This is a genomic window from Pseudomonadota bacterium, from assembly GCA_037200975.1.
Lineage (GTDB): Bacteria > Pseudomonadota > Gammaproteobacteria > Steroidobacterales > Steroidobacteraceae > CADEED01.
In genome coordinates this window covers 4,633,994-4,649,652 of record JBBCGI010000001.1, presented here as the reverse complement: position 1 = coordinate 4,649,652, position 15,659 = coordinate 4,633,994, and the positions used below count along the sequence as shown (strand labels likewise).

Sequence of the window (15,659 nt, the reverse complement as noted above, 5' to 3'; positions counted from 1 at the left end):
TGCTCTACGAATAGACACACGCACACTCCGCGTAAATGAAAAATTAACCCTCGTATTCATCAAGCCTCGCCCGCCTTCAGCAACCACAGCTTCGCGATACGCGTCATCGCCGGATCTTTGTTGACGGTGCCGAAGGCCGTCGCGGCCTCCGTTTTCTTGTTCGCGCGCATATAGGCGATGCCGAGCAGCAACCCGGCTTCATCGGGATTCTTGACGCCGCTCTTGCCGAGCCCGCGTGTCAACGCCTCGATCGCCTTGTCGTTTTCGCCGTAGCTCAGGTACGCGGCACCGAGCTTCACGTCGGAATCGCCGGTGGGCTTGGCCCGCGCTGAGGCGTCCTGCTTGGGCAGCGTGGACTTGTCGAGTTCGACCGCCGTCTTGGCTTCGCCGAGGATGCGTGCAGCGAGCGCCTTCTCGCGCGCTTCCTTGAAGATGCCCTTCGCGTTGCCCTTCTCGATGATCGCCTGCGCTTCGCCCGGCAGACCCTGGGCCATCGCCAGCTGTGCCATCTCGGTGTATTGCGGGGCTTCGCTCATTACGTCGACGCCGTCGGCGAGACGCAGGATGTTGAGCAATTCCTTGTCGTTCTTGCTGACACGCATCAACGAATTGGTGAGATCCAGCCAGTAGTTCGGCTTCGGATAGTGGGCGACGAGCTGTTCCATCTGCTCGGCGACGCAATCGTTGTCCTTGATGTTGTAGCAGGCGCTTTGAATGATGCGCAGGGTCTGCTCGTCGGGACTCTTGCCCGCCGCCTTGAGCTTCTCGACCACGTCCTTGAGGACTTTGACCGCGTTTTCGTAATCGTTCTGGATGTAATAGGAATTACCGAGGTAGATGCCCATGTCGGCATCGGGGTTCGCCTCGTAGGCACGTTTGCCGTAATCGATGGCTTTCGGGTAATCCTTGATCTGATACGCGACCTGCGCGATGAGCTTGGTGCGCCCCGCCTTGTCGCTTTCGGTCATGCAGGGAGAATTGAGCGCCGCCTCGAGGTCTTTGAGGGATTCGGGATACTGCTTGAGGTTGGCGTTCGCGATGCCGCGGAATTCGTGGATCCAGAACTCATCGTAGGGAGTTTTCGGAACGGGAACGGCATCCGCCTCGTTCGCCTTGTCGAGCATCTGTTGCCAGTTCTTCGTGCCGCGAGCGTCCTGCGCGGCCCCCAATGGCTTCTCGAGCTTCTTGGTCATCTTGCGCACGCCGCAAGCATCATCCGGGACGGCCGGCGGGTCCGCCGCCCAAACAGTGGAAGTCATACCAAGCAGGCCGATGACAGCGATTGCGGACTTCAGGTTGGACCGAAGGTTTAACCGATCACGCACTTCCGACGCTCCTTACAAAAGAACCGCGGTCTTTGAGAGGCCGCGGCTCGGTTTGATCAACCCACCGTCAAGACATCTGCAAATTTGATGCTCATGACGGCAGAAAGTTTCCCAATAGATTCAGGCGTTTGACTAGTCGCGGAACTCCGCGGTATTCACGAAGCCCATTTTCTTCATGTGGTTGCGCTGTGCCGCCGCCATCACGAGCGCCGTGGTTTCATAACGCGACCGACGATCGGGACGCAGATGAATCTCCGGCTGCGGATCCTTGCCCGTCTCCGAGCGGAAGAAACTCTCGAGCTGCGGAATGCCGCTGACCACCGTGCCGTTCCACACAATCGTGCCGTCGAAGTCGATATCGAGCTGAATGACTTCAGGTCGAACCGTCGGCGGCGGATTGTTGGTTTGCGGCATATCGAGCTTGGTCGCGTGCGTCATGACCGGAATCGACATGATCAACACGATGATGAGCACGAGCATCACGTCGATGAGCGGAGTCGTATTGATCTCCATCATCGGTGCGCCTTCGGCGCCGCCTACTGCCATTGCCATACGAAATTACCTCGAAGTTCTCAGCGCGTGACGCGGATGCTGCCGCGATCCGGCTCGGTGATGAACCCAACTTTCACGATGCCACCGCGCTGCAGGTTGAAGATGACCCGCCCGACTCCTTCCCAGCGCGCGTCTTTGTCGCCGCGGATGTGGAATTCGGGCTGGGGCACCTTCCGTGCTTCGGAGACGATGCGCTGAAAAAACACGTTCTTGTCGATGGTGCCGGCGTTCCAATAAATGGTGCCGGCCTTGTCCACCGAAATAGTGATGTTCTCGGGCTTGGTCTGCGTCGGAATGTTGACCGCCTTCGGGATCTCGACATTCGCCATCTTCTTGATCACGGGCACCGTGATCAGAAAAATGATCAGCAGCACGAGCATGATGTCGACCAGCGGAGTCGTATTGATCTCCGCGATTGACCCTGCCTCGTCGCCGTCGCTCGAACCGACACTCATCGCCATGGTGTTCTACCTCAGTTGGTGAAACGTAAGACCCGGGTTACCGGGTTTACTTCTTGCCACCAGAAACAGGAGCACCCTGCGCAACGCGGGCGCCGCCCACGAGATACGCATGCAGGTCCGAGGCGAAGTTACGCAGGCTCTCGCTGATGTTCTTGTTACGACGGAGCAGCCAGTTGTAGCCCATGACCGCCGGAACGGCGACGAACAGACCGATGGCGGTCATGATCAAGGCTTCACCGACGGGGCCGGCGACCTTGTCGATCGATGCCTGGCCGCTGACGCCGATGTTCACGAGCGCCTTCAGGATGCCGACGACGGTGCCGAACAGGCCGACGAACGGCGCGGTCGAACCGACGGTCGCGAGGAACGCGAGGCCGTTGCTGAGGTTGCTGTTGACCGAATCGACCGAGCGCTGCAGGGACATCGTCACCCACTCGTGCAGGTCGATGCGATCCGTCAGGCGGCCTTCATGGTGGGCCGAGGCGCGCAGGCCGTCTTCGGCGACCTGGCGGAAGTCATTGTCCTTCGGCAGACGGTCGACAGCTTCCTTAAGGGAACCCGAGCTCCAGAACTGCTTCTCGACCACCTTCGCGCCCTGCCTGAGGCGGCGCTGATCCCACAGTTTCGAAAAGATGATGTACCAGGAGACGGCAGACATGATCACCAGAATGATCAGCGTCGCCTGGGCGATCGGGCCGCCGTCTCGCCAAAGGGCTGTGAGGCCGTACGGGTTGGTGACTTCGGCAGCAGCAGCAGCAGCAGTAGGTTCCATGATTTCCTCGATGACAAAAATGCGAAGCGGTGCTCGAGGCACCGCATCACGGTAAATGACTAGTTGTTCTTGAGAACGAACTTGACCTTGAATTTAATGCACGACTCCGGCAGCGCGGTCCCGTTCTCTGTGGCGGCCGCGTAGCGAGTCGCCTTCGCGACTTTGACGGCGGCACCGTCGAGATCCGGGAAACCTGACGTATCCGTGACCACCGGCTCACGCAGCAGACGGCCATTTGGACCCACGCAGGCCTGGACGACCGGCGAGCCCTGTTCTTCCCGGCGGATGGAACCCGGCGGGTAGTAGTCTTCCGGATTCACCGGCCGCGTCATTTTCGCGGGTGCGCCCGCAATACGCGGCGGCGGCGGCGGTGCCGGCGGTGCCGGACGGTCAGTCACGTCCTGGATCGCCGTCGTGTTCGTCTCCATTGGAAGGTCGATCGACACTTCCGGAGGCGGCACTTCAACCGGCGGACGCTCCATTTCTGGCGGCGGCGGCGGTGGTGGTTCGTCTTCTTTCTTGATCTCCTCGACGATGTCCGCCTGGATCGGAGGCGCAACGAGGTGGATGACCTTTTGGGCCAAGCCGGTTGCGAATCCCCAGGCTACGAGGATGTGAAGAGCGGTGATCGCCACGACAACAATGCCGCGGCGGGTGAAAAAGCTCGAGTCTTGTGCGTAAGCGGCCATGTTTTCCCGTGGTCGCGAGTGAAACTATCGGCGCGTAGAACGGGGTGGCGGAAAGTAACTAAGCTTTCCGACCAGTGCAACCGTTCGTTCGTTCCGTCCCCGAGTCTGCTCCCTATGCGCGAGCATGACTCTTAAAATCGCATCGTCATTTTTTAGCTTCGGCGCCGGACCGAAGCCGCCGAACTGTAACCGCACCACGCGGGCCTGACAACAACTGTCTGTGAGTCCGTCACGAATAATATGCGGAATGTGAAAGTGCCTTTCACTTTGCATTCAGTCGGTCACCGCGCCAAGCGACGCGCTTGACACATTCCGCGCGTACTTCGCCAAGACGCCTTTCGTCGCATAGGGCTTCGGTGCTTTCCATTTCGCGCGGCGTTTGCGCAGCTCCGCTGCGCTCACTTCGTGCTGCACGGTGTGTTTCACCGCATCTATCGCGATGCGATCACCGTCCCGGATCAGGCCGATCGGTCCGCCGAGCGCCGCCTCGGGAGATATATGTCCAACCACGAAGCCATGACTGCCGCCGGAGAATCTTCCGTCCGTGATGAGCGCAACTTTGCCGCCGAGGCCGCGGCCCATGATGGCGCCAGTCGGACTCAACATCTCGCGCATGCCCGGACCGCCGCGCGGCCCTTCGTAGCGAATCACGACGACGTCACCGGGCTTGACCTTGCCTGCGAGGATCGCGGCAGTCGCGCGCTCTTCGCCATCGAAAACTCGAGCGGTGCCATTGAAGCGCAATCCTTCCTTGCCGGAAATTTTTGCGACCGCGCCTTCGGGCGCGAGGTTGCCGTACATCACCACCAGGTGACTGTCCTTCTTGATCGGCTGGTCGAGTGGACGAACGATGTCCTGCCCCGCCGGATAATCCGCGACATCGCGCAGATTCTGCGCGAGCGTGCGGCCGGTGACTGTCATGCAGTCGCCGTGCAACAAACCCGCGTCGAGCAAACGTTTCATCAGGGGCTGGATTCCACCGATTGCGATGAGCTCCGACATTAAGTACCTGCCGCTCGGACGCACGTCGGCAAGCAGCGGTACGCGTTTACCGATACGCGTGAAGTCCTGTAGTCCGAGTCTGACTCGCGCCGCGTGCGCGATCGCGAGCAGGTGCAGGACCGCGTTGGTGCTGCCGCCCAGCGCGATCGTGACCGTGATCGCATTTTCAAAAGCCTTCTTCGTGAGGATCTGCGACGGCGTGATGCCGGCGCGGATCAATTCGGTGACCGCGGCACCCGCGCGCCGGCAATCGTCGCGCTTCGCGCCACCGACCGCTTCCTGCGCGGAGCTGTCAGGCAGCGACAGTCCGAGCGCTTCGATCGCCGACGCCATCGTGTTGGCCGTGTACATGCCGCCGCAGCTGCCGGGACCGGGGATCGCCGTGCGTTCGACGTCGAGCAATTCCGCGTCGGAGACGCGGCCCGCGGCGTGGCCGCCGACCGCTTCGAATACCGACACGATGTCGCGCCGCTTGAGCCCCGGCCTGATCGTGCCGCCATAGACGAACACCGCCGGACGATTCAGGCGCGCGATCGCGATCGCGCATCCCGGGATGTTCTTGTCGCAGCCGCCGATCGCCACGAAACCATCGAAGCCCTCCGCGGCCACCACCGTCTCGATCGAGTCGGCGATCACTTCGCGCGACACGAGCGAATAACGCATGCCGGGCGAGCCCATCGAGATGCCGTCCGAAACCGTGATGGTGTTGAACAGGACGCCCTTGCCGCCCGCCGCATCCACACCCGCGATTGCTTCGGCGGCGAGTTCGTTGATGTGCATGTTGCAGGGCGTGAGATTCGCCCACGTGGAGGCCACACCGATCTGCGGCTTCTGGAAATCCGCATCCTGGAATCCGACCGCGCGCAGCATCGCGCGCGACGGCGTCTGTTTGGCGCCATCGACCACCAGGCGCGAATACTTGCGCTGGTCCACCACCCCACTCTTCTTGCGCGTCATCTGTCCTTCCTCTGACTAACTATTACCGTCTGTCGACTGTGCCTGCGCGTGCATCACGCGCCGCATGTGTGAAAACCCCGCGGCGCCGACGGTCACGAAACCCAGCGGCAACACCAGCGAATAAATCCCCAGGCCCGGCCGCAACGACTCTAGCCACTGGTAGATCAGGATTCCGGCGGGTGGCCCGATGGCGCCACGCACGCCGGTCAGCGTGACGTGCACGCCCATGTAGTGCTGCGCGCGGCCCACCGAGGCGAAGTCATTGTGCCCGAGATTCCAGCCGAGATTCGATCCGGCATACGCGAACGCCAGCACCGCCGCGCCAATCCACAACAGCGGCAGCCACGCGATCCAGGTTCCGATGGTCAGCAGCGCGACCGCGGCCACCAGCGTCCAGCCCTGCCGGGCGCGGTATTCGACCACGTGACCCTGGTCGAACATGCGCGCCCAGAACGGCACGAACAGCGGCAACAGGCCGAGCGGCACGATCGATAGCAAGGCGATCTGCGAGCTCGCCGACAGGTGCAGGTGCTCGCTGAAGATGACGACCAGCTGCGAGGTCAGCATCAGATTGCCGCCGCCGAACACGCCCATCCAGAACATGTATTCGCGGAAGTGCGGGTCCTTCTTCAGGATCTCGAACAACATGCCGAGGCTGAACGGCTCGCTGCGCCCGATCACGGCGTTTTCTTCGGCCAGCAATACGAATTCGCGCCGCACACGCGCGGCGCGATACAGCCATGCGGCGATGAGACCGGCGACGGCTCCGCCGCCAAACAACCAGCGCGAGTCGATCACGCCAGTGTCGAGCACCCACGCGGCGCAACCGGCAGCCAGCGCCACCGCCAGAGAACTGACGATGACGATGCGCCCGGTGTATCGGCCGATCGCGGTGCGCGGATAGTTCGCGCTCCATACCGCGGCGCGCACCGTCAGGATGCCGGTCCACACGACGCGCGCGACGAGAATGGACGCGACGGCGAACGCCAGGCCGGCAAGCGCGTGTGGCGCGACCCCCAGCAATCCGACGAGCAGCGCAAAGCCGGCCTGCAAACCCACCATGAGGCCGATGCGCGCGCGGCCATGCGCGAGATTCGCCCACACGAAGCTCACTACGTTCGACAACGCGGGCGCCCCGCTCACGAACGCCACGGCGAGATTGACGATCCATGGCGAGGCCGCGTGCATGAAGGTCTTCTTGATCAACACCGCCGCGGTCGCGCCTTCGACCAGGCCGAGCGTCAGGCCTAACAAAGCCCAGGGTGCGATCTCGCGCCGGAAGGCCGCCTCCGCGGTCAGCGATTCGGCCTGCTTCGACCGCGGCGAAACCGGACGCGCCTTGTCAACCAAAGCGCTGCCGGATCAGGCGGTACAACGCGCGCACCGTGTGCGGATCGGCCCCGACCGGCCGTCCCGGGCGTTCCTTGGTATTCCACGCGTAGACGTCGCCGTGTAACCAGTTGCGCGTGCGCGTGACGAATCGTTTGAGGAACAACGCGCCGATGATGGAGCCGGCGAACGCATGATTCGACACGTTGTTGAGATCGGCGATGCGGCTGCCGAGGTCTTCTTCGTAGCCGGGCCACAGCGGCATGGGCCACATCGGATCCGCTTCGCGCTCGCCCAGCTGGCGCAGCGACTCCGCCAGATCCGGCGGCGTCGAGTAGATAGCCGGCAGTTCCGGTCCAAGGGCGACACGCGCGGCGCCGGTGAGCGTCGCGAGGTCGATCAGCAGCGCGGGCGTTTCCCGGTCGGCTTCGGCCAGGGCGTCCGCCAGCACCAGGCGCCCTTCGGCATCCGTGTTGCCGATCTCCACCGTGAGGCCCTGGCGCGAGCGGATGATGTCGCTCGGCCGGAAAGAGCGGCCGGAGACACTGTTCTCCACCGCCGGAATCAGCAGGCGCAGCTGCACGGGCGCGTCCGCGCCCATCAACATGCGCGCGAGCGCGAGCACCAGCGCGGCACCGCCCATGTCCTTCTTCATGAGCAGCATGCCGCTCGACGGTTTGATGTCGAGACCACCGGTGTCGAAGCACACGCCCTTGCCGACCAGCGTGACCAGCGGCGCGCCTTTCTTTCCCCAGCGCATGTCGATGAGCCGCGGTTCCCGCGCGCTGCCCTTGCCCACCTCATATATGAGTGGATAGTTCTGCCGCAGCAGTTCTTCGCCGATCAGGATCCGGCACTCCGCTTCATGCTGCAGCGCGAGGCGTTGCACTGCCTCGCCCAGCTCTGCCGGTCCGAGGTCGTTAGCCGGCGTATTGATGAGATCGCGCGCTTCGCTCAGCGACTCGCTCGCGAGGCGCACGTATTCGAGATCGGCCCCGGCCGGTGTCACCAGCGAGGGCAATTCAGTGGCGGGTTTCCGGTAGCGGCTGAAACGGTAGGAGCCGTACTCCCAACCCAGCGTCAGCTGGGTCGCGCCGACCGCGCTGAAACTGCCCGCGAAACGGTAGCGGCCGGGCGGCAGTCGATCGGGTAACCCTGCCGAAGTCCAGATGGTGGGCTCACTGAGTTCCTGCGTCGGACCCAGACCAAGCACCGCGCCGGCAATCGAATCACCCGTGGCGGTGGGGATTAGCAGCAACTTCTGCTTCTCGGCAGCGAACTGCTGTGCCCGCACCCAGGAACGCACCGCAGCGGTCTGCAATTCCAGCCAGGCGGGCAGACCTTGCTCGCCAACCAGCCAGAGGGGTCTCGCGCCGCTGGCCTCGGCTTCATTGAGCAGGTGGGAACTCACGGCAAAAAGTTTAAGCGATTGAGGGCGCTATGGAGCATCCAAAGCGGGACGGAAGATGCGTGACGACCGGGGTTTCACGTTGACAATGGACGAACACCCGTGGTGTTATCGCGCGCATTGTATGCAGGCCAAGTGCTCACATTTCGACGCAATTTCCGGCAGCGCCATGGTGGCGCGCCCGCTTACGCGTGGCGTCGTAGTACTTCTTCCCCTCCTTCTGTTGCCAGACAACAGCCGGTGCGGGACGCCTGCTTGACTCGCCAACACTAGAGACAAGCTTATTCACCAAAAACCCCGCACCGGCCACTGAGCCGATGCGGGGTTTTTCTTATGAACGTTTGTAATGGAGCTGACAATGACGAAGTTGTACTCGGGCAAAGACGTAGACAAGAAGGCGCTTAAGAAAGCCCGGATCGCCATCCTGGGCTACGGCAGCCAGGGCCGCGCGCATGCGCTCAACCTCGCCGACAGCGGGCACGACGTGGTCGTCGGTGTGCGCAAGGGCGGCGCGAGCTGGAAGAAGGCGAAGAAGGACGGCCTCAAGGTGGCCGAACCGAATGACGCCGCCGCCGGTGCCGACCTGGTCGCCATGCTGGTGCCGGACCTGGCGCAGGCCGATCTGTACAAGTCGGTCGAGAAGTCACTCAAGAAAGGCGCCGCGCTGCTGTTCGCCCACGGCTTCAACATCCACTTCAAGCAGATCAAGCCGCGCAAGGATCTGGACGTCGTCCTGATCGCGCCAAAAGGTCCCGGCGATCTCGTGCGCCGTCAGTATCAGCAGGGTCGCGGCGTGCCGTCGCTGATCGCGGTGTACCAGGATTCCACCGGCAAGGCGTTCGCCAAGGCCCTCGCCTACGGTCACGGCATCGGCGGTACACGCGGCGGCGTGCTCGAGACCACGTTCGCGGAAGAGACCGAGACGGATCTGTTCGGCGAACAGGCCGTGCTGTGCGGCGGCACGAGCGATCTCGTGCTCAAGGGTTTCGAAACGCTGGTCGAAGCGGGTTATCAGCCCGAGGTCGCGTACTACGAGTGCCTGCACGAGCTCAAGCTCATCGTCGACCTGCTGCACGAAGGCGGCCTCACCAAGATGCACAAGTTCATCTCCGACACGGCCAAGTACGGCGATCTGACGCGCGGCCCGCGCGTGATCAACGACAAGACCAAGAAAGAGATGGGCAAGATCCTCAAGGAAATCCAGCAGGGCAAGTTTGCCAAGCAGTGGATCGCCGAGAACGCCGGCGGCCGCAAGGAATACAACCGCCTCATGAAGGCCGATCTCGACCACCAGCTGGAATCGGTCGGTGCCGAGCTGCGCGCTCGCATGCCGTGGCTCGAGCAGGGCCGCTAACAACTTCGACCTGAAACCGAGGTAACACCCATGTCCCGGCGCGAACGAGTCATGATCTTCGACACGACGCTGCGCGATGGCGAGCAATCGCCGGGCTGCAGCATGGCGCAACCCGAAAAGCTTCGGGTGGCGCGCGCGCTGGCGGATCTGGGCGTGGACGTCATCGAGGCGGGCTTTCCAGCCGCCTCGCGTGGCGACTGGGAGAGTGTGAACGCGGTGGCGCGCGAGGTGCAGGGACCGATCATCTGCGGCCTCGCGCGTTGCCACCGCGACGACATCAATCACGTCGCGAAGGCGATCGCGCCGGCGGCGAATCGCCGCATCCACGTGTTCCTCGCGACCAGCGCCATCCACCGGCAGTTCAAGTTGAACATGGCGCGGGAAGAGATCATCAAGGCGGCGGTCGAAGGCGTGAAGTTCGCGCGCGAGTTGTGCGACGACGTCGAGTTCTCGCCGGAAGATGCTTCGCGCACCGAGCTCGATTTCCTCACGCAGGTGGTCGAAGCAGTGATCGACGCGGGCGCGACCACGGTGAACATTCCCGACACCGTCGGTTACACGGTGCCCGATGAATTCGCGGAGCTGTTTCGTTACCTGCGCAAGAATGTCCGTGGCATCGAGAAGATCCGGCTGTCGGTGCATTGCCATGACGATCTCGGCATGGCGGTCGCCAACAGCCTGACCGCCGTGGTCGCGGGGGCGCGGCAAATCGAATGCACGATCAACGGCATCGGCGAACGGGCCGGCAACTGTTCGCTGGAAGAAGTCGTGATGGCGCTGAAGACGCGCGATGCGTTCTTCAATCTCGATACCAAGATCGACACCACTCGCCTCTACCCGACTTCGCGCATGCTGGCGAACATCGTCGGTGTCCCGATTCCGCGCAACAAGGCGATCGTCGGCGAAAACGCCTTCGCGCACGAATCCGGCATTCATCAGCACGGCATGCTCAAGCATCACAGCACCTACGAGATCATGCGTCCGCAGGATGTCGGTCTGTCGCGCTCGTCATTGGTGCTCGGCAAACACAGCGGCCGCCATGCGCTGCGCGAGCGCGTTCGCGAACTGGGTTTCGAACTCGACGACGTCGAATTCGCGCGCGTGTTCGAGGAGTTCAAGGCGCTGGCGGACAGGAAGAAGGAGCTGTACGACGGCGACATCGAGGCGCTGGTCCTGCAGGCGGAACACAGCGCGGTGGGGCCGTGGTCGCTGTCGAACCTGCGCACCGCCTCCGATGCCAACAAGGCGGAGGCAACCGTCACGCTGCGTCACAGCGACGGGCGCGAGATTGAAATGCGTGCCACGGGCGACGGCCCGGTGGACGCTGCACTGAAAGCGATCGAACGCGCTACCGGAGTGCAGGTCGTACTGCGCAAGTTCGAAGTTCGCAGCGTGTCGGCCGGTGAAGACGCGCAAGGCGAGGCGCTGGTGTACGTGGAGTACAATGCGCGCACTTATCGGGGCTCGAGCGTGTCAACCAACATCGTCGAGTCCGCCACCCAGGCTTTCCTCGAAGTGATCAATCGAATCGAACTCTCGCAGGCGAATTTGCAACGCACGCGAGAGGAACGGACCGGCGCCGCGCAGATTGCGCAGGCCGCGGTTTAAACGGAGTCATCTGTCATGCCCATACCCGCAACGAAATACATCTGGTTCAACGGCAAGCTGGTTCCCTGGGAAAAGGCGACCGTGCACGTGTTGTCGCATGCGCTGCACTACGGCTCATCGGTGTTCGAAGGCGTGCGCGCCTACGAAACGCCGCGCGGTCCCGCCATTTTCCGGCTCAAGGATCACACGCACCGGTTGTTCGACTCCGCGAAGATCTACCGCATGAACATCCCGTTCAGCGAAGACCAGATCAACCATGCCTGCCGCGAAGTGATCGCGCAGAACGGCTTGGCGCGCGGCGCGTACCTGCGGCCCGTCGCCTTCCGTGGGTACGGCGAGGCGGGTGTGGTGCCGAAGATCGATCCGCCCATCGAAGTGGCGATCGCCGGCTGGGAGTGGGGCAAGTATCTCGGCGCCGCGGAAGACGAAGGGGTCGACGTCTGCGTGTCGTCGTGGCAGCGCGTCGCGCCGAATACGATTCCCGCCATGGCCAAGGCCGGCGGCAACTATCTATCGAGCCAGTTGATCGGCCTGGAGGCGAAACGCCTCGGCTTCGTCGAGGGCATCGGATTGTCGTCGGACGGCACGGTGAGCGAAGGTGCCGGTGAGAACCTGTTCATCGTGAAAGACGACGTGATCTACACCCCGGGCCTGGCGCATTCGCTGCTCGGCGGCCTCACGCGCCACACGGTGATCACACTGGCGAAGGAGTTCGGCATCGAAGTGCGCGAGATGGCCGTGCCGCGCGAGTTGCTCTACATCGCCGACGAGTTGTTCTTCACCGGCACGGCCACCGAAGTGGCTGCGATCCGCTCTGTGGACGCCATCCAGATCGGCAACGGCAAACGCGGCCCCGTCACCGCGAAAATCCAGGCGGCCTACTTCGGCCTCGTGCAAGGCAAGACGCAGGACAAGTACGGCTGGCTCGACTACGTCGACATGAATGCACCACGCGTGGCGGTGGCGGGATAGTTGTAAGTCGGTGCCGGGTCGGACTTAGAGAAATTTCACTGGATAGTTCACGACGCCAACTGTTCTAAGTCCGACCCGGTACCGACTTGCTAAGTCCGACCCGGCACCGACTTACTTCCCAGCGCCCCCTCAAGATTCTTATGCAACCCAAGACAATGTTCGAAAAGGTGTGGGACGACCACGTGGTCGTACCTGAAACCGCCGAAACGCCCGCCGTACTGTTCATCGATCTGCACCTCACGCACGAAGTGACCACCCCGCAGGCGTACACGGAACTGCGTTCGCGCGGCCTCAAGCTGCGCCGGCCGGACCTGACTCTCGCAACCATGGATCACTCGACACCCACGCGCACCGAGCAGGTGTTCGGCGGCGTGCCGATCGCAGTCGATTCCGCGGCCCGGCAGGTCAAACAACTCGAGATCAATGCGGCCGAGTTCGGCGTGGAGCTGTTCAACCTGCAGGACAGCCGGCGCGGCATCGTGCACATCATCGGGCCCGAGCTTGGGATCACGCAGCCCGGCAAGACCATCGTCTGCGGCGATTCGCACACTTCGACGCACGGCGCCTTTGGCGCCCTCGCCTTCGGCATCGGCACCACCGAAGTCGGCCACGTGCTCGCCACGCAGTGCCTGCTGCAACGCCAGCCGAAAACATTCGCGATCAACGTCACGAACCGCCTTCCGGCGGGAGTGACCGCTAAGGACCTGATCCTCGCCATCATCGGCAAGATCGGCGTCGCGGGCGGCACCGGCCACGTGCTCGAGTTCCGCGGCCCCGCCATCGAAGCCATGTCGATGGACGAGCGCATGACCATCTGCAACATGTCGATCGAAGCCGGTGCGCGCGCCGGCATGATCGCGCCCGACGCGACCACGTTCGAATATCTCGCCAACACGCCGCGCGCGCCCAAGGGCGCCGCGTGGGACGCCGCCGTCGCGCACTGGAGCAAACTACCCAGCGATCCGGGCGCGGTGTACGACCGCTCCGTGGACATCGACGCCGCCGCGCTCGTGCCCATGGTCACCTACGGCACTCACCCCGGCATGGTGGCGCCCGTCAATGGCAACGTACCCGCCAGCGGCGATGCCGTGTTCGAGAAGGCGCTGGCGTACATGGGCCTTACCGCCGGCGAAGCGATCGCCGACGTGCCCGTCAACAACGTGTTCGTCGGCAGCTGCACCAACGGCCGCCTTTCCGACCTGCGCAACGCGGCGCGCGTCTTGCGCGGCCACAAGCTCGCGCAGGGCGTGAAGATGCTGGTGGTGCCGGGATCGCAGGCCGTCAAACGCGCTGCCGAAGCCGAAGGCCTCGACCAGGTGTTCCTTGCCGCCGGCGCCGAATGGCGCGAGAGCGGCTGCTCCATGTGCCTCGGCATGAACGGCGACCTCGTTCCGTCCGGCCACTACTCCATCAGCACCAGCAATCGCAATTTCGAAGGCCGTCAGGGCAAGGGCGCGCGTACGCTGCTCGCCAGCCCCGAAACCGCCGCCGCCTCCGCCATCCGCGGACGCGTGACCGATCCGCGTGAATTCACCAACTAACCACATGCCCGCCGTCAAAACCATCCGTTCCCGCACCGTCGCGCTGCCCGCGACCAACATCGACACCGACCAGATCATCCCGGCGCGATTCCTGACTTCGACCTCGAAGTCGGGCTTCGGCAAACACCTGTTCGCCGACTGGCGTTATGACGGCGCCGGAAATCCGAACGCGGATTTCGCGCTGAACCAGCCCGCCGCCGCCGGCGCGCACATCCTGGTCGCCGGCCGCAACATCGGCTGCGGTTCCTCGCGCGAACACGCCGCCTGGGCGCTGCTCGATTTCGGCATCCAGGCCGTGATCAGCACCGAGTTCGCGGACATCTTCCGCACCAACAGCCTGAAGAACGGCTTGTTGCCGCTGGTCGTGGACGAGCCGACACATGCCTGGTTGCTGGCCAATCCAGGCGTCGAGGTTTCCATCGACGTGGAATCCACCACGCTGACCTTGCCGAACGGCACGGTCGTGAAGTTCCCGCTCGAGGGCTTCGCGCGGTTTTGCCTGCTGAACGGCGTCGACGAGCTGGGTTACCTGCTGTCGCAAAGCGCCGCGATCTCCACCTACGAACACAAGCCTCGCTGAGGACGCCCGCACGTGAAAGCAAAGATAGCCGTCATCGCCGGTGACGGCATCGGTCCCGAAGTGATCGACGAAGGTGTCCGGATTCTCGAACAGGTCGCCAGCCGTTTCGGCCACGAATTCACGCTGACGAACGCGCCGTTCGGCGGCATCGCCATCGACCTGCACGGCGATCCGCTGCCGCAGTCGACCCTCGACATCTGCCTCGCGGCCGATGCGGTGTTGTTAGGCGCCATTGGCGGTCCGAAATGGGGCCCGTCCGCGCCGGTGCGCCCGGAGCAGGGTCTGCTCAGGCTGCGCCGCGAGCTCGGCGTGTACGCCAACCTGCGGCCCATCAAGCTGCACCCCGCCCTGCGCGACTCCTCCGTACTCAAGCCGGAAATTCTCGACGGCGTCGATCTCGTATTCGTGCGCGAGCTCACCGGCGGCATCTACTTCGGCGCCAAGACGCGCACGGCGACGCTCGCCACCGACCTGTGCAGCTACTCCGCCAGCGAGATCGAACGCATCACGCGCGTGGCCGGCCGCCTGGCGATGACCCGCCGCAAGAAGATCGTATCGATCGACAAATCGAACGTACTCGAAACGTCGCGCCTGTGGCGAGAGATCGCCGAACACGTCGTGCATTCCGAATTCCCCGAGGTGGAGCTCGAGCACATGCTGGTCGATTCCGCGGCCATGCACCTGCTCAAGCGGCCGCGCGAATTCGACGTGATGCTCACGGAAAACATGTTCGGCGACATCCTCACCGACGAAGGCGCCATGCTCGCAAGCTCGCTCGGCGTATTGCCGTCGGCTTCGCTCGGCGATGGATCACGCGGTGTTTACGAACCCATCCATGGCTCGGCGCCCGACATCGCGGGCAAGGGAATCGCGAACCCGATCGGGACCATCCTGAGCGTCGCGATGCTGTTGCGGCATTCGCTCAAGCTCGAACGCGAAGCGGAGTCCATCGAGCAGGCCGTCGACCGCGTGATCTCCGCCGGCGCGCGCACGGCCGACATCGCCGAACATGGCCGGCCGTCGATGTCGACGCGCCGCATGGGCGATGCGGTGCTCGCGCAGCTGACCACTGGCTAAAGGCGCTCCCGCCGAGCGCCAGACGATCGGCT

14 protein-coding genes are annotated in these 15,659 nt (G+C 63.5%); 6 read left to right on the top strand and 8 right to left on the bottom strand.

Features of this window, described 5'->3' with window-relative positions:
* Window positions 1-59: 59 nt before the first annotated feature.
* The 8 genes from WDO72_20875 to WDO72_20840 form a co-directional block, all read right to left on the bottom strand.
* Window positions 60-1,193 carry a hypothetical protein gene (locus WDO72_20875; GenBank protein MEJ0088130.1) on the bottom strand — a complete coding sequence of 378 codons (1,134 nt, stop codon included), beginning with the start codon at window positions 1,191-1,193 and terminating at the stop codon, window positions 60-62.
* A 264-nt stretch (window positions 1,194-1,457) separates the two neighbouring features.
* A complete protein-coding gene (locus WDO72_20870) occupies window positions 1,458-1,877 on the bottom strand; it encodes a biopolymer transporter ExbD (GenBank protein MEJ0088129.1) in 420 nt (139 codons plus the stop codon).
* A 20-nt stretch (window positions 1,878-1,897) separates the two neighbouring features.
* On the bottom strand, window positions 1,898-2,338 hold the full coding sequence (locus tag WDO72_20865) for a biopolymer transporter ExbD (GenBank protein ID MEJ0088128.1): 441 nt from the start codon (window positions 2,336-2,338) through the stop codon (window positions 1,898-1,900).
* A 46-nt stretch (window positions 2,339-2,384) separates the two neighbouring features.
* Window positions 2,385-3,110 (bottom strand): MotA/TolQ/ExbB proton channel family protein, encoded by a 726-nt coding sequence (locus WDO72_20860; protein MEJ0088127.1) that lies wholly within the window; start codon window positions 3,108-3,110, stop codon window positions 2,385-2,387.
* A 59-nt stretch (window positions 3,111-3,169) separates the two neighbouring features.
* Entirely contained in the window at window positions 3,170-3,799 is a 630-nt protein-coding gene (locus tag WDO72_20855) for a TonB family protein (GenBank protein ID MEJ0088126.1), read from the bottom strand.
* 273 nt (window positions 3,800-4,072) lie between these two features.
* Complete coding sequence (gene ilvD, locus WDO72_20850; protein MEJ0088125.1) at window positions 4,073-5,758, bottom strand: dihydroxy-acid dehydratase; 1,686 nt, start codon at window positions 5,756-5,758, stop codon at window positions 4,073-4,075.
* A gap of 15 nt (window positions 5,759-5,773) precedes the next feature.
* Window positions 5,774-7,108, bottom strand: coding sequence for an MFS transporter (locus WDO72_20845; protein ID MEJ0088124.1), 1,335 nt, complete (start codon window positions 7,106-7,108; stop codon window positions 5,774-5,776).
* Window positions 7,101-8,498 carry a leucyl aminopeptidase family protein gene (locus WDO72_20840; GenBank protein MEJ0088123.1) on the bottom strand — a complete coding sequence of 466 codons (1,398 nt, stop codon included), beginning with the start codon at window positions 8,496-8,498 and terminating at the stop codon, window positions 7,101-7,103. Before WDO72_20840 ends, WDO72_20845 begins: the two co-directional genes overlap by 8 nt.
* 355 nt (window positions 8,499-8,853) lie before the next feature.
* Here WDO72_20840 and ilvC point away from each other — a divergent pair, with 355 nt between their 5' ends.
* From ilvC to leuB, 6 genes are all read left to right on the top strand, one after another.
* Window positions 8,854-9,849: a ketol-acid reductoisomerase gene (gene ilvC, locus WDO72_20835; protein MEJ0088122.1), complete on the top strand. Its 996-nt coding sequence runs from the start codon at window positions 8,854-8,856 to the stop codon at window positions 9,847-9,849.
* Between the two features lie 30 nt (window positions 9,850-9,879).
* Complete coding sequence (locus tag WDO72_20830) at window positions 9,880-11,457, top strand: 2-isopropylmalate synthase (protein MEJ0088121.1); 1,578 nt, start codon at window positions 9,880-9,882, stop codon at window positions 11,455-11,457.
* A 15-nt stretch (window positions 11,458-11,472) separates the two neighbouring features.
* On the top strand, window positions 11,473-12,429 hold the full coding sequence (locus tag WDO72_20825) for a branched-chain amino acid transaminase (protein ID MEJ0088120.1): 957 nt from the start codon (window positions 11,473-11,475) through the stop codon (window positions 12,427-12,429).
* A 140-nt stretch (window positions 12,430-12,569) separates the two neighbouring features.
* Window positions 12,570-13,970: a 3-isopropylmalate dehydratase large subunit gene (gene leuC, locus WDO72_20820; protein MEJ0088119.1), complete on the top strand. Its 1,401-nt coding sequence runs from the start codon at window positions 12,570-12,572 to the stop codon at window positions 13,968-13,970.
* Between the two features lie 4 nt (window positions 13,971-13,974).
* Entirely contained in the window at window positions 13,975-14,550 is a 576-nt protein-coding gene (leuD, locus tag WDO72_20815; GenBank protein MEJ0088118.1) for a 3-isopropylmalate dehydratase small subunit, read from the top strand.
* Between the two features lie 12 nt (window positions 14,551-14,562).
* The gene (gene leuB / locus WDO72_20810; GenBank protein MEJ0088117.1) at window positions 14,563-15,627 is read left to right on the top strand and encodes a 3-isopropylmalate dehydrogenase; all 1,065 of its coding nucleotides are present in this window, start codon (window positions 14,563-14,565) and stop codon (window positions 15,625-15,627) included.
* The last annotated feature ends 32 nt before the right edge of the window (window positions 15,628-15,659 follow it).

Excerpts from the sequence above, each read along its gene's own strand:
- WDO72_20875 (MEJ0088130.1), bottom strand. The coding sequence starts at position 1,193 with ATGACCAAGAAGCTCGAGAAGCCATTGGGGGCCGCGCAGGACGCTCGC.
- WDO72_20870 (MEJ0088129.1), bottom strand. The coding sequence starts at position 1,877 with ATGGCAATGGCAGTAGGCGGCGCCGAAGGCGCACCGATGATGGAGATC.
- WDO72_20865 (MEJ0088128.1), bottom strand. The coding sequence starts at position 2,338 with ATGGCGATGAGTGTCGGTTCGAGCGACGGCGACGAGGCAGGGTCAATC.
- WDO72_20860 (MEJ0088127.1), bottom strand. The coding sequence starts at position 3,110 with ATGGAACCTACTGCTGCTGCTGCTGCTGCCGAAGTCACCAACCCGTAC.
- WDO72_20855 (MEJ0088126.1), bottom strand. The coding sequence starts at position 3,799 with ATGGCCGCTTACGCACAAGACTCGAGCTTTTTCACCCGCCGCGGCATT.
- ilvD (MEJ0088125.1), bottom strand. The coding sequence starts at position 5,758 with ATGACGCGCAAGAAGAGTGGGGTGGTGGACCAGCGCAAGTATTCGCGC.
- ilvC (MEJ0088122.1), top strand. The coding sequence starts at position 8,854 with ATGACGAAGTTGTACTCGGGCAAAGACGTAGACAAGAAGGCGCTTAAG.
- WDO72_20830 (MEJ0088121.1), top strand. The coding sequence starts at position 9,880 with ATGTCCCGGCGCGAACGAGTCATGATCTTCGACACGACGCTGCGCGAT.
- WDO72_20825 (MEJ0088120.1), top strand. The coding sequence starts at position 11,473 with ATGCCCATACCCGCAACGAAATACATCTGGTTCAACGGCAAGCTGGTT.
- leuC (MEJ0088119.1), top strand. The coding sequence starts at position 12,570 with ATGCAACCCAAGACAATGTTCGAAAAGGTGTGGGACGACCACGTGGTC.
- leuD (MEJ0088118.1), top strand. The coding sequence starts at position 13,975 with ATGCCCGCCGTCAAAACCATCCGTTCCCGCACCGTCGCGCTGCCCGCG.